Origin of the sequence: Enterococcus sp. MMGLQ5-1 (assembly GCF_013155265.1) — a bacterium.
Classification (GTDB): Bacteria; Bacillota; Bacilli; order Lactobacillales; family Streptococcaceae; genus MMGLQ5-1.
The window spans coordinates 99,064-112,346 of sequence record NZ_JABJXU010000004.1; the positions used below are offsets into that span (position 1 = coordinate 99,064).

Genomic DNA, 13,283 nt, shown 5'->3' on the forward strand with positions numbered 1-13,283 from the left:
ATAAAGAAGGCCTAGCTGCCTTTTTTTTATGCGCATCATCACAAAAGTGATTTTAAATTATAAAATGTTAAAAAACTATTGACAGCGGTTACATGAAAAGCTAAAATAGCATTATCACATATGTTAAGTATAAATCACATATGATAAAAAGGAGGCAAAAATGAGTTGGTTAGAAGTTGAAGGTAAAGTGGTAATTGTTACAGGCGGTTCTTCAGGAATTGGCGCAGCAATTGTCAAGGAGCTTAGTGAGTTAAAGGTAAAAGTGGTTAACGCTGATATTCATGAGGGAGATTATAAGGCGGAAAATATTTTATTTGTTCAGACAGATGTATCTAACCGAGAATCAGTTGAAAATTTGGTGAGAGTAGCAAAAAAAGTATTTGGTGGCATAGATGCCGTCGTCAACAATGCGGGTATTAACATCCCAGCATTATTAGTTGATGAACAATTAGCCGAAAATGGTAAATTTGAAATCAATGATCTAATTTTCGATAAAATGACAAATATTAACCAAAAGGGTGTTTATCTAGTTAGTCAAGTGGTAGGTAGAGTATTAGCTGAACAAAGACATGGCGTGATTGTAAATATGTCCTCTGAAAGTGGTTTAGAAGGATCTGAGGGGCAGAGTGCTTACGCTGCAACAAAGGCTGCCATCAATAGCTTTACTCGATCATGGGCAAAGGAACTTGGTAAAAAAGGTGTTCGGGTTGTTGGGATTGCGCCGGGTATTATGGAGGAAACTGGTCTTAGAACAATAGATTATGAGACTGCATTGGCGTATACCAGAGGTAAAACAGTTGAGCAATTACGTGAAGGCTATAGTCAAACAAGCACCATTCCATTAGGACGAAGTGGCAAATTGAAAGAGGTAGCAGATCTCGTAGCTTATTTTATTTCAGATCGTTCTAGTTATATTAGTGGTGTCACGGTTAATGTTGCTGGTGGTAAAACAAGAGGATAAGCTATTTACTTGTATTTTCTTTTTGGAAAATACGACTAAATGTTTGTGAATAAATACACTAAAAGGAGGTATTAGATGAATCAAGTGATCTTAGTTGCACATGGACAGCTGGGAAAAGAAATGAAGCAGTCGGCAGAAATGATTTTTGGTAAGCTAGAGCAATTTCATTCAATTGATTTTTATAGTGAAGAGGGATTGGATAGTATAACTGATAAAATCACCAATAAAATGAAAGCGCTTAATGAGCCTACTTTAGTCATGACTGATTTATTTTGTGGTACACCTTATAATGCAAGCTGCGCGGCAGCACTAAAAAATCCACAATTAGACGTCACTATAGTATCTGGGATGTCGTTACCATTGATTTTAGAAATAGCTACGATGATTAACCAGCAATCCATTCAAGAAGTGGCATCCACTTTGCCGGAAATTGTTGGTCAAACTGTGAAATGCTTTAATCCATTAAACATAGATGAAGATGATGAGGAGTTATAGATGAAAATTAAATTAGCAAGAATAGATGATCGACTTATTCATGGACAGGTAGCTACTGTTTGGGCAAAGGAGGCCGGTGCAGAAAGGATTATTATTCCAAGTGATGATGTAGCAAACGATGAAATTCGTAAGACGCTGGTGAAACAGGCTGCACCACCAGGAATTAAGGTTAACGTTTTAACGACTGAAAAGGCGATTAAGGTTCATCATAATCCAAAATATGAAAATGAGACAGTTTTTTATTTATTTACTAAACCACAGGAAGTAGTGGACTTGGTAAAAGGTGGCGTACCGATTGAAACCATCAATATTGGGGGCATGCAATTTAAAGAGGGACGAGTTCAGCTTACAAAAGCAATTTCAGTATTTCCTGAGGACGTTGCGGCATTTAAAGAGTTAATTGATTTAGGGGTGAAATTAGATTGTCGTGTCGTTGTTACAGATAGTCCAAAGGACTTCAATGCATTATTGGCAGGTGTATCATTTAATTAATTAAAAAGGAGAGACAACATGGAATTATCATTGATTCAAATCGTTTTAATTTTCATTTGGTCAAGTATTACTGGAATGGGTAGTGTTCTTGACGAATTTCAAACACATCGACCAATCGTGGCATGTACAATCACGGGTTTGATTTTAGGTGACATTAAGACAGGTATTATCTTAGGCGGTACACTGGAGCTGATAGCCTTAGGCTGGATGAATATTGGAGCAGCCCAATCTCCTGATTCTGCACTTGCCAGTGTGATTTCAACAATATTGGTCGTTGTTGGTCATCAAGATATTCAAAAGGGGATAGCGATTGCGTTACCTGTAGCTGTAGCCGGTCAGGTGTTAACTGTATTGGTGAGAACTGTCACAGTAGCGATTCAACATGCGGCAGATAAGGAAGCAGAGCAGGCCAACTTTTCAAGGATTATTTTTCTCCATTTCTTTGCTCTTGTTTTTCAAGCAATGCGTGTGGCAATCCCAGCGACCTTAGTTGCTGTTTTTGTAGATGCAAATGCGGTAACTAGGATGTTAAATGCGATTCCAGAGGTGGTTACAGGAGGCTTGGCGGTTGCGGGCGGTATTATTGTTGTGGTCGGTTATGCAATGGTTTTAAACATGATGTATATCAAATATCTATTACCTTTCTTCTTTGCTGGCTTTATTTTAGGTGGCTATTTGGATTTCAGTTTGCTGGCCTTTGGTGGCTTAGGCTTAATCATTGCATTAATTTATGTTCAATTGAATCCAAATTTTGCAAAAAATCAAGTTGCTGTTACAAATTCAGGTACAGAGCTTGCTGATGATGAGCTAGAAGACTAGTAATGAAAGAATGAGAGGATGAGCTTAATGGTAGAAGAAAATACACCAGTTGTATTAGCAAAAAAAGTAACTAAAAGGGATATATTTCAAACTTTTGTTTATTCCAATTTTCAACAGGCTTCATTTAATTACGAGCGGATTCATGCGCTGGCCTTTTGTGTCGATATGATTCCAACAATCAAGCGTGTTTATCATACGAAAGAGGAACAAGCGGCAGCTTTAAAACGTCATTTAACCTTCTTTAATGTCACACCAGCAGTCTGTGGACCAGTCATTGGTGTAACTATGGCGATGGAAGAGGGAAGAGCGAATGGTGCTGACATTGACGACGGTACCATTAACAGCTTAAAGATTGGTTTGATGGGACCTTTATGTGGTGTTGGAGATCCATTAATTTGGGGCACACTAAGACCGATTTTAGCGGCGATCGGAGCTTCGATGGCTTTAAATGGTCAAATTTTGGGACCAATTATCTTTTTCTTTGCTTTTAATGCTGCACGCTTAGCGTTGAAATGGTATGGCTTGACCTATGGTCTGAAGCAGGGTGTTGGTATTGTTAAGAATCTTTCGGGAAGCTTACTGCCAAAGCTAACTGAAGGTGCAACAATTTTAGGATTATTCATAATGGGTGTGTTAGTAACAAAATGGACTACTATCAATGTTTCATTAGTTGCTTATACTACAAAAAATGCTGCTGGTGAAAAGGTAGTAACTACGATTCAAAATATTTTAGATGATTTGATTCCAGGTATTTTAGCACTTGGTTTGACTTTCTTAATGATGTATTTATTGAAGAAAAAAATGAGTCCAATTTTATTAATTTTCATTTTATTTGCAGTTGGAATTATTGGCTATGGTTTAGGGATTTTAAGTTAAAGATAGGAAATTAGGAGGCTACTTGATGAAAACAACAGCGGTACGATTATATGGTAAAAAGGATTTACGTTTAGAAACATTTGATTTACCTGAAATTAAGGACGATGAAATCTTAGCTTCAGTAGTAACTGACAGTATTTGTATGTCTTCATGGAAACTCGCAAATCAAGGTGAGGATCATAAAAAAACACCTAAGGATTTAGCGAATCATCCAATTATGGTTGGGCATGAATTTTGTGGTGAAATTTTACAGGTTGGCAAGAAGTGGCAAGATAAGTTTCAGAAAGGGCAAAAATATGTAGTTCAAGCTAATTTACAATTGCCAGATCGTCCTGACTGTCCCGGCTATTCTTATCCATATACTGGTGGTGATGCTACTTATATTATTATTGATAAGGATGTCCTTGAGCAAGACTGCTTAATTCCATATAATGGTGAAACTTATTTTGAAGGCTCTTTATTAGAGCCATTATCTTGCGTGATTGGTGCGTTTGAAGCAAATTATCATTTAATTGAAGGTTCTTACAACCATAAAATGGGCATTAAAGCAGGTGGTAATCTTTTAATTTTAGGTGGAACAGGTCCAATGGGCCTCCTAGCAATTGATTATGCGTTACATGGCCCGATAAAACCCAAAAACGTAGTTGTTACAGATATTAATCAAGATAAGCTAGATCGAGCAGCTCAATTATATCCATCCACAGAAGAAACCAAAATTACTTTTGTGAATACCAAAGGTATTGATAATCAGGTTGATGCCCTAAAGCAAGTTGTCGAAGGCGATGGCTATGATGATATTTTTGTTTTAGTACCAGCTGCACCATTAATCACGGATGCTTCAAAGCTATTAAATGCTGATGGTTGTTTAAATTTCTTTGCGGGTCCACAAAATAAGGATTTCTTAGCACCGATTAATTTTTATGATATTCATTATTCGTTTACACATTATGTTGGCACCTCTGGCGGTAATACTGACGATATGCGCAAGGGGGTTCAGGCAATTGAATCTGGTATGGTCAAAGTAGCTAATGTTGTGACACATATCTTAGGCTTGAATTCATTGGCAGAAACAACTTTATCGCAGCCAGAAATCGGTGGTGGTAAAAAATTAGTTTATACGCATAAGAATTTTGAACGACTTGCATTAGCTGATGTGGCTGAAAGGGATAATAAATTAGCCGAAATTTTAGCACGACATGATGGTATCTGGAATAAGGAAGCTGAGGCTTATATTTTGAAGGCATATCCTGAAATTGAGTAAAATAAATTATCAGCTATAGTAAAACGCACGATTAGCCTCGTGCGTTTTTTTATAGCTGGATAGTTTCAACGGTGTCAGGCAATCCGTTTGTTTTTTAGTATGCAGTATGCTTTTACCAGCTACCTGAGGCACCCCCACCGCTTGAGAACCCTCCGCCACCAAAATTGGTCCAATCATCATTAGAATTGCTAGAGGGGTCAGCTTTAGGAGCGATTGAGGCAGCATAGGTTGGTGTGTAGTAATGATCACTAATTAAATTGTAAAGTAAAATTGTCGTCCACCAGTCACCAGTCCATGAATTATAATAGTAACCATTTGTTCGGCTGGTCATATCTAAAATAATTTGCTTTTTATTATAACGTTTTGGATGCTCAATTTTTCCGTTTTTAACTGCTTGGTTATAATTTTTTGAATTTTGTTGATATGCTTTAAAAAATTTATTAATATTTGCTTCGGTTGGCGCCATTTTAGAATTGACAAACGCCTCAGCAAGCTCGGTATCCTTGACGTTTAATTTTTCTTTATCTTCATCAAAGGCGTATTCTAGGTTGAACAGGCTTGCGATATCTTTAATTAGTTTTTTTCGTTTGCGTTGTTTAATGCCAATAAATCCGACGGTACCAACACCGCCAATGATTAAAGCTGGTATGGCGATTTGTGCTACATTTTTAGCCTTTTGATTGAACTCAGCCTGCTCTCGTTGATCCTGCTCTATTTGCTGTGTTTGAGCCAGCCCGAGCGGCTGTAAATTAGTAGGTAAGTCAACCTCTGTTCCAATTAAGCCAATCATATTATTGGTTAATAAGCTGATGGCTTGGACATAGCTTTCATCACGCAGACTATCACTGATTGAATCTGTAAAAACATAATCTTCAATATTTGCCTCATTGACGTATTGACTGGTTTTCCAACCATCACCAAGCTGGATTCGATATTCATGGTCAGAAACAGCAATAACGAACAATACACCACGATTTTTTAATTGATCACCAATCCCCATTTCGTTGAATTGATTTTTAGCGAAATCTTCGATTGAGGCTCCGTTTGTTGAATTGACGGTCAATATAGCATATTGGATACCAGCGTTTTTACCATCGTCTCTATCTCCTGCTTCGGTAATTTCTGAAAGCTTAGCATTTAATTCTTCTTTGTCGCCAGCTGATAAAATATGTGCCTGATCATTTACATAATTTTGTGCCTCAGCGTTGGCAAAGCTTGCTCCCCCAAAAAAGAATAAAATAAAAGAAAGCAGCGTAATTACTTTTTTTTTCATAGCATTTTACCTCCCAAATAATAACACTGTTTAAAAAAGTTGATAGTTTAATTTTATCGCTCTTGATAAACGTTTCAATCAGTCTAAAGGCGTAAGGTTATTATGCAGTAAGAGAAGCTGAAGTAATTTATTTCCTAATAATTCATGATTGTCTAATTACCTTTTGTAGCTAATAACCGTGCATTTTTTATGTTATACTTTTTATGCAAAGCTGTAGTGACGATAGTTTTACCATATAAATCTTTTTTAAAATTTAAGAGGTATTAAAATGAAGCGATATACTTTAGAGGATGTTGCAAAACTTGCGGGTGTAACATCTACAACGGTTTCACGAGTTATAAATAACCGAGGTAACATTAGTGATAAAACAAGGAAGAAAGTTTACGCTGCAATGGAAAGCTTAAACTATAGACCTAATGCTCTTGCCAGAACCCTACTTGGCAAACAGAGCTTTATCGTCGGTTTAATTTTTCCGACGACCAACCATCCCTTTTATGGCGAAATCATTTATTATCTAGAAAAGATTCTCTCTGAATTTGGTTATAAAGTTATGATTTGTAATAGTATGAATGATTCAAAAAAGGAACAAGATTTTGTTCAGATGCTGTTGGCAAATCAGGTTGATGGTTTAATTGTAGGTACACATAATACAGATATAGAAATCTATAAGAAGGCTAATTTACCGATTGTATCAATTGACCGCATTCTTTCTGAGAATATTCCTGTTGTAAGCAGTGATAATTATCAAGGTGGTTTTCTGGCAACAGAATATTTGTATGATAAGGGTGCAAGACATATTGTTCATATTAATAGTTTGAGAGCTGATGAGGCACCTTATTCTTATGAACGCCGACAAGGCTATATTGATTTTTTGACGACAAAAGCATTATCGCCATCGATTTTTGAAGTAGATTATGAATTATCATTTGATGTTAAAAAAAATATTTTAATAGGTATCTTAGAATTAAATAAGGCAATTGATGCAATGTTTATTGCGGATGACTTAACAGCACTTTTAACGAGACAGGTTTGTCAAATGCTGAATAGGGATGTTAATATTATTGGTTATGACGGCTCTGAACTGATAATAAAATATTATCCAGACTTGGCAACGATCCAACAGCCGATTGAAGAGATGTCATCAGAGGCTGTCAAATTATTAATTCGTGAAATTAACCAAGACTTCACTAGTCAAGGTGTAAAGGTCAAGTGTCCGGTTCAGCTGTTGGCTAATAGATAAAAGTATCGGATAACAATTGTCAAAGGGTTGACAATTGTTATCCGATGTTTTATATTAGTTTTAGAAAACGTTTTCTAAAACTAATAAATGTATATTTATCAAATGTTTTGGGTTTTTTTATAATAACTTTATAATTATTAAGTCAATTTATTCACGCCCAAAATTGTCAAAGCTTTAACAAAAAGGAGAGAAAACATGGATATTTTATTTGCATTAATTCCTTCAATTTTATGGGGAACCTACTCATTGGTGATTCCAAAATTCGGGGGCAATACAGGGCAACAAACACTGGGTGTAACACTGGGTGCTTTACTTTTCGCGATAATTACTTTTCCGTTTACACCTCATAATTACACAGGCTTAAATTTTACGGTCAGCTTTGTTTCAGGAATTGTTTGGGCAATTGGCTGTTTATATCAAATGAAAGCGTTTAAATCAGTTGGCGTTTCGAGAACCATTCCAATTACAACTGGCATGCAGCTAGTCGGTACTAGCCTAATGGGTGTATTATTCTTTGGTGAGTGGGGGACAGCAACAGCTTTAGCCATCGGGATTTCAGCACTTGTTTTATTGATTATTGGAATTACATTTACTGCCTATTCAGAAGCGAGCGAGGAAAGCTCAAACTTGTCCAAAGGAATTATCATTATTCTAATTTCATCAGTGGCAATCATTGCTAATGTTATGCTGATTCGCTTTTTCAATATTAATAGCTTTGATGCAATTTTGCCACAATCGCTAGGCATGGTTTGTGGCGCGTTATTAATTACGATGAAGGATGAAAATCGTTTTTCTAAAAAAACGACTCAATTGATGATACCTGGGCTTTTGTGGGCATTAGGTAATTTGATTATGCTTTACTCAAATAATAATTTTGGTGTTGCAGTTGGTTTTTCACTTTCACAGCTTGGCTTAGTGATTTCAACTATCGGTGGAATTGTTTTACTTGGTGAAGAAAAAACGGTTAAGGAAAAACGATCAATTATTATTGGTTTAGCATTTGTGTTTGCAGGTGTAATTTGTATCGGAATTTCAAAAAGCTTTTAATAAATAAAATGGAGGACTCTATTATGCAAAGTAATTTAGAACGTGCAATTCAGTTTACAGAAGAAAATAAAGGGAATTTTGAGACGCGTTATCGCCTAAATTTTCACTTAATGCCACCTTTGGGCTGGGTCAATGATCCAAATGGCTTAATTTATTATCAGGGTGAGTATCATGCTTTTTATCAGCATCATCCTTATGATAAGGATTGGGGGCCTATGCATTGGGGACATGCTAAAAGTAAGGATATGGTTCATTGGGAGCATTTACCAATCGCTCTTGCGCCAGGTGACGAATGTGACAAGGGAGGGTGTTACTCAGGAAGTGCTGTTGATAATAATGGAGAATTGACATTAATTTATACCGGGCATCTTTTTGATGACCCGACCAACCGTGATCCATTTTCACCAGATTTCCATCAAAATCAAAATATTGCAACAAGTACAGACGGTATTCATTTTACTAAATTAGCAAGTAATCCGGTGATTTCGGTACCACCTCGTGATAATACGCAAAATTTCCGTGATCCAAAGGTGTGGTTTAAAGATGGTGCTTGGTTTATGGTGGTCGGCAGTACTGCAAAAGATGGTGAAATTGGGCGTACCCTTATTTATCGCTCTGCTGATTTACGTGCATGGGATTATGTCGGCGTTTTAGCAGCTTCAGATGGCAAACTAGGTAGTATGTGGGAATGTCCGGACTTCTTTGAGTTAGATGGCTATGCCGTCCAATTATTTTCACCAGTTGGTATGGAGGCTTCAGGCGATAAATATAAAAATGTATTCCAAACAGGCTCGATTATTGGAAAATATGATTACGCAACCAACGATTTCCAGCATGGCGAATTTGAAGAGCTTGATCGTGGGCATGATTTTTATGCGATTCAAACCTTTGAAGCATCATCTGGTCGTCGCGTTGGTATTGGGTGGATGAATATGTGGCAAACACCGATGCCGGAAAAGGATGATAATTGGGCGGGCGCCTTTACTGTACCTCGAGAGCTACATATTGTTGAAAATAGAGTAAGAATGACGCCAGTGATTGAACTAGAAGGCTTACGGCAAGAGCGGTTAATTGATGATACGCCTGTATTGATTGAGGGAACTGAAAAAATCATTGGTCTAAAAGAAAATTCTACCGAATTTTTAGTTAAGGCCAAGCTAGCTAATGACGCTGATTTAAAATTTGGCTTTGAATTAAAGGATGAATCAGGTATCGTTGCCGAATTTTATTATGATCGAGCTGCTGGGAAACTAATTTTTATCCGCCAAGGAGAAGATGGCGAACGTGCTTGTGCGGTTGCAAGCTTATCCGAAATTGAATTACAAATTTTCATTGATAAATCCTCAGTAGAGATTTTTGTTAATCATGGTATGGAAACATTTACTAGTCGTATCTATCCTAAATCACCGCTTCAAATTTATTTATCCAGTACGATTAAGACAGAAGTATCAATAACTGCTTATCAGCTAGAGAAGGTTTTAGATTAAAAAATAGCGTTAAAAAATATTTGAAGAAGTAATGAATATTGTATAAGCAAAAGAAGGTGGTAAACTGTCTCGTCAAAACAAGTCGTTTCAGCTTTTTAGACAATCTAGCTTCACCGGCTTGAAAGTAGCGGCATAAGCTGAAAAAATCATTCGTAGCAACAATTGGACTAAAATTTTAAAGCGCTCCTAGGTCGCTTATAACGGACTACTATTTTAAAACATTATCTGTAGCTCTACAAGCATGTATGCAACTTTGTTCGTACAAAGTTGCATACAGTTCCCGAAGGACTTTGGTTAAAGTAGAGGGGGCCTGCAAAATCGAAGATTTAGAAGGAACTTGCAAAGTGCGTGCCATCAATTTATCTATTTTCCTATGGCATTGAAGTTATCGCTTTAGCGACTTACGAAAAAAGCTAGTGGCAACGTGCCTTAGCGAATTTTCCGCTTAGACGTTGACTAGTCGTTGTCGCATTGTTCCCCGTGAATTACAAACATTACGAAAAGAGTAAGGATTTCTGTCCCAGCCTCTTCAGAATATAGACCAATGCCCGAAAGATAATCGAGTGTTTGCCTATATTATTTGGCAGCACATTTTGTGCTGCTTTTTGTGTTACTCAAGATTACTTTGAATGTTGTCGTTTTATTCCAAATTAGGCCTATAAAAAATGGACCGAAATATTTGTCAGTCCAATTTATTGTAGAGCTAAAAAAGACAAAGTATACTTTGTTTTTTTTGGACTCCTAATCGCAGGATAAGCTTTATAAAAAAATCGAGCTTGGACAGATTACTAAAGTATTTTTAGTGAAAATATGTTAGTGGTAATGAAAGCAAAATTTTTTCATGCAAAATTATCAATTCTGCTATAGATTAATGTTTCAAATTCTTCAAAGGTTTTGCAACCCCTAACCTCTTGGATCGTTGTGTGATTATTAAATAGTGAAATTAAAGATTCATATAATACTCTAAAGGTTTGTTTATCAGCTTTATTAATAGCTAGTAGTAAAACTAAATGCACCGTATTTTTCCCCCAATGAAACCCTTGCTTTGAAATAGCCACGCTAACGCTTGTCTTAATCGCATCCATTTGTATTGAGTGTGGAATTGCAATATTTTGAAAGGCCGTAGTTGCAGCCTCTTCACGACGATAGACCTGTTTTTCAAAGTTTGAATCTACATAATCCTTTACAACTAATTTATCGCATAAAAAGGTTAAAATTTGGTTTTTGCTTTTCATTTTGGGATTTGCTACAAACAGTTCCTTTTCAAAATATATATTGAAATATTCTTTTAATTTATAATTTTTATAGCATTTTTGATTTTCTGAAATAGTTTCCTGAATCATTTCGTATTGATTGTGGATATTGAATGGTGAAATACTGACAATCATGTTTTTATTTGCTGATACAGCAGGAATTGTCGTAAAAATCAGGACATAATCTGATAAATTGTATTCTGCTTCAAATACATGTAACTCTTTTTCTGAATGCACACTGCGGACAATATTGATTTGATTTCCAAAATCAAGCATTAAGGTATTAAGCAAATTAGTACTGATTGAATGATAATCTGGGCATAGTAAGACAGCAGGAATTTTTGATTTATTTTTGTGTTGGCGTTCAATCTCGGCACCGATATGCATTGCTAAGAATGCAGTTTCATCTTCACTAATAAATAGATTATTACTATCCATCAAATCTAAGCTAATGTAAATTGCCATGTCAAAAATGATTGGACTGTTGTTTTTAATTTGTGCCGCCATTGGATTGCTGGTACATTTTTGATTTTTAGCACGAAAGAGCAAGCCTTTAAGATGGAGCGCAAATGGCAAAATAAAATCATCACTGGATAAATCAATCATATATAATGCATTTATTCTTTCGGTGTAGTGGTTTGTTAATTCTATGATTTCGGGACCGACAAGCTCTATTACGTCCTGTTTAGAATTTGTTAATGAATAATTAGCATTGGCACGGAATAGAATATATAGCTCCGTTTGCTCGTACGAGTTAAATATTATATTGAATATATTTTCAATAGAAGTATAAAGATCAGTCAATAATTCCTGTTCATTCTCGTTAAGTGCCGACATAGTATACTCTGTCGATTCTAAAGAGTTTCCTTGCTTTTTTCGATTAATCATAATTACTAAATGGAACAATAAATTAGAGGATGCGAAATCGTTCAAATAATAATTATGTTTTTTAAAGGTTTCTATTATGATGCCATATAATGTGTCTGTATCAAAGCTTGGAAATGCTTGTTTAACTTGCGTAATGTCTGTGAAATTGTCTCCGGATTCCTCATTGATGACATAACTGATTAATTTACGCTTATCCTTTTCACTGCCAATAATTTTGACTCTATCATTTTCTGAAATGAATTGGATATTATATGCTTTATACATATTATTCATTTTTAAAATAACAGATTTCATTGTTGAATAACTGATACATAGATATTCACAGAGATCAAATAAATGTAGCTCAATAGACGGATTTAATATTAATCGTTTAATAATATAGAAGGATCTTTCCTCATTTGTCTGTGGAATTTGGTCAGGCTCGTCTTCTAATAATGATGATATATGTGAATTATTATTGATTTGGTAACCACTTCTAGAGGAAATGATAATTTTATTATTAGCTGTAGAGTTAATTAACGCCACATAATTTTTAACAGTTCTGGTTGAGACACCTAATGCATTTGCTAACTCATTACTTGTTACAATTCTGTTTTCTGAGGATAAATATTGTAATAGTTTTTGATGCTTTTCATTCATTGACCTTGATGCCTCCTCTTCTATTATTAGCTTAACTATAGTAATAAAGTAATAGGTGGTCAAGCTTAATAATTGCCCTTCAAAGTGCAATTATTAAGCTTTTTATTTTCACTTTAGTGTGCAAAAATATTTCGTCATATTTACCCATTAAAGTGCAAAAGATTGGTTGAGAGGATATGCTATGACAGGTATATTTTAGTTAACACAAGGGAGGAATCAAATATGTCAAATTTAAAAATTTTATTATGTTGTGGCGCAGGCATGTCAAGTGGCTTTTTGGCAAGCAGTGCAAGAAAAGCGGCTAAAAAAAGAAAATTAAGTGTGAGCATTGAAGCAAGAAGCTATTCGGAGGTTAATGATTTTTTAAGCTCGATTAGTATTTTGATGATTGGTCCTCATTATGCGAGCGAATTATCCAAATATGAGGCGCAGGCAAAGCCTTATGGTGTGCCGGTAGTGGTTATTCCACAGGATATTTATGCTCAGCTAGATGGTGACAGATTATTGGATACTGCACTAGAAACATTAGAAAAATAATAAAATTAGAAAGGA

The 13,283-nt window shown here is 35.7% G+C and carries 12 protein-coding genes; 10 read left to right on the forward strand and 2 right to left on the reverse strand.

Going from position 1 to position 13,283, the window contains the following annotated elements:
- Positions 1–160 precede the first annotated feature (160 nt).
- From HOY35_RS05835 to HOY35_RS05860, 6 genes are all read left to right on the forward strand, one after another.
- Positions 161–961 carry an SDR family oxidoreductase gene (locus HOY35_RS05835; protein WP_172211266.1) on the forward strand — a complete coding sequence of 267 codons (801 nt, stop codon included), beginning with the start codon at positions 161–163 and terminating at the stop codon, positions 959–961.
- A 75-nt stretch (positions 962–1,036) separates the two neighbouring features.
- The gene (locus tag HOY35_RS05840; protein ID WP_172211268.1) at positions 1,037–1,456 is read left to right on the forward strand and encodes a PTS sugar transporter subunit IIA; all 420 of its coding nucleotides are present in this window, start codon (positions 1,037–1,039) and stop codon (positions 1,454–1,456) included.
- The gene (locus tag HOY35_RS05845; RefSeq protein WP_172211270.1) at positions 1,457–1,948 is read left to right on the forward strand and encodes a PTS sugar transporter subunit IIB; all 492 of its coding nucleotides are present in this window, start codon (positions 1,457–1,459) and stop codon (positions 1,946–1,948) included.
- 18 nt (positions 1,949–1,966) lie between these two features.
- Positions 1,967–2,767 carry a PTS mannose/fructose/sorbose transporter subunit IIC gene (locus HOY35_RS05850; protein ID WP_172211272.1) on the forward strand — a complete coding sequence of 267 codons (801 nt, stop codon included), beginning with the start codon at positions 1,967–1,969 and terminating at the stop codon, positions 2,765–2,767.
- 27 nt (positions 2,768–2,794) lie between these two features.
- A complete protein-coding gene (locus HOY35_RS05855; protein WP_172211273.1) occupies positions 2,795–3,643 on the forward strand; it encodes a PTS system mannose/fructose/sorbose family transporter subunit IID in 849 nt (282 codons plus the stop codon).
- 25 nt (positions 3,644–3,668) lie between these two features.
- Positions 3,669–4,904: a zinc-binding dehydrogenase gene (locus HOY35_RS05860; RefSeq protein ID WP_172211275.1), complete on the forward strand. Its 1,236-nt coding sequence runs from the start codon at positions 3,669–3,671 to the stop codon at positions 4,902–4,904.
- 112 nt (positions 4,905–5,016) lie between these two features.
- On the opposite strand, the gene HOY35_RS05865 is transcribed toward HOY35_RS05860, so the two are convergent.
- Complete coding sequence (locus tag HOY35_RS05865; RefSeq protein ID WP_172211277.1) at positions 5,017–6,177, reverse strand: YgcG family protein; 1,161 nt, start codon at positions 6,175–6,177, stop codon at positions 5,017–5,019.
- Between the two features lie 268 nt (positions 6,178–6,445).
- Here HOY35_RS05865 and HOY35_RS05870 point away from each other — a divergent pair, with 268 nt between their 5' ends.
- From HOY35_RS05870 to HOY35_RS05880, 3 genes are all read left to right on the forward strand, one after another.
- Positions 6,446–7,417 (forward strand): LacI family DNA-binding transcriptional regulator, encoded by a 972-nt coding sequence (locus HOY35_RS05870; RefSeq protein ID WP_172211279.1) that lies wholly within the window; start codon positions 6,446–6,448, stop codon positions 7,415–7,417.
- A gap of 195 nt (positions 7,418–7,612) precedes the next feature.
- The gene (locus HOY35_RS05875) at positions 7,613–8,464 is read left to right on the forward strand and encodes a GRP family sugar transporter (protein ID WP_172211281.1); all 852 of its coding nucleotides are present in this window, start codon (positions 7,613–7,615) and stop codon (positions 8,462–8,464) included.
- 23 nt (positions 8,465–8,487) lie between these two features.
- Positions 8,488–9,951: a glycoside hydrolase family 32 protein gene (locus HOY35_RS05880; protein WP_172211283.1), complete on the forward strand. Its 1,464-nt coding sequence runs from the start codon at positions 8,488–8,490 to the stop codon at positions 9,949–9,951.
- An 839-nt stretch (positions 9,952–10,790) separates the two neighbouring features.
- On the opposite strand, the gene HOY35_RS05885 is transcribed toward HOY35_RS05880, so the two are convergent.
- The gene (locus HOY35_RS05885) at positions 10,791–12,731 is read right to left on the reverse strand and encodes a PTS sugar transporter subunit IIA (protein ID WP_172211285.1); all 1,941 of its coding nucleotides are present in this window, start codon (positions 12,729–12,731) and stop codon (positions 10,791–10,793) included.
- 222 nt (positions 12,732–12,953) lie between these two features.
- Here HOY35_RS05885 and HOY35_RS05890 point away from each other — a divergent pair, with 222 nt between their 5' ends.
- Positions 12,954–13,268 carry a PTS sugar transporter subunit IIB gene (locus HOY35_RS05890; protein WP_172211287.1) on the forward strand — a complete coding sequence of 105 codons (315 nt, stop codon included), beginning with the start codon at positions 12,954–12,956 and terminating at the stop codon, positions 13,266–13,268.
- Positions 13,269–13,283: the final 15 nt, after the last annotated feature.

Excerpts from the sequence above, each read along its gene's own strand:
- HOY35_RS05835 (WP_172211266.1), top strand. The coding sequence starts at position 161 with ATGAGTTGGTTAGAAGTTGAAGGTAAAGTGGTAATTGTTACAGGCGGT.
- HOY35_RS05875 (WP_172211281.1), top strand. The coding sequence starts at position 7,613 with ATGGATATTTTATTTGCATTAATTCCTTCAATTTTATGGGGAACCTAC.
- HOY35_RS05845 (WP_172211270.1), top strand. The coding sequence starts at position 1,457 with ATGAAAATTAAATTAGCAAGAATAGATGATCGACTTATTCATGGACAG.
- HOY35_RS05870 (WP_172211279.1), top strand. The coding sequence starts at position 6,446 with ATGAAGCGATATACTTTAGAGGATGTTGCAAAACTTGCGGGTGTAACA.
- HOY35_RS05880 (WP_172211283.1), top strand. The coding sequence starts at position 8,488 with ATGCAAAGTAATTTAGAACGTGCAATTCAGTTTACAGAAGAAAATAAA.
- HOY35_RS05865 (WP_172211277.1), bottom strand. The coding sequence starts at position 6,177 with ATGAAAAAAAAAGTAATTACGCTGCTTTCTTTTATTTTATTCTTTTTT.
- HOY35_RS05885 (WP_172211285.1), bottom strand. The coding sequence starts at position 12,731 with ATGAATGAAAAGCATCAAAAACTATTACAATATTTATCCTCAGAAAAC.
- HOY35_RS05890 (WP_172211287.1), top strand. The coding sequence starts at position 12,954 with ATGTCAAATTTAAAAATTTTATTATGTTGTGGCGCAGGCATGTCAAGT.
- HOY35_RS05840 (WP_172211268.1), top strand. The coding sequence starts at position 1,037 with ATGAATCAAGTGATCTTAGTTGCACATGGACAGCTGGGAAAAGAAATG.
- HOY35_RS05850 (WP_172211272.1), top strand. The coding sequence starts at position 1,967 with ATGGAATTATCATTGATTCAAATCGTTTTAATTTTCATTTGGTCAAGT.
- HOY35_RS05855 (WP_172211273.1), top strand. The coding sequence starts at position 2,795 with ATGGTAGAAGAAAATACACCAGTTGTATTAGCAAAAAAAGTAACTAAA.
- HOY35_RS05860 (WP_172211275.1), top strand. The coding sequence starts at position 3,669 with ATGAAAACAACAGCGGTACGATTATATGGTAAAAAGGATTTACGTTTA.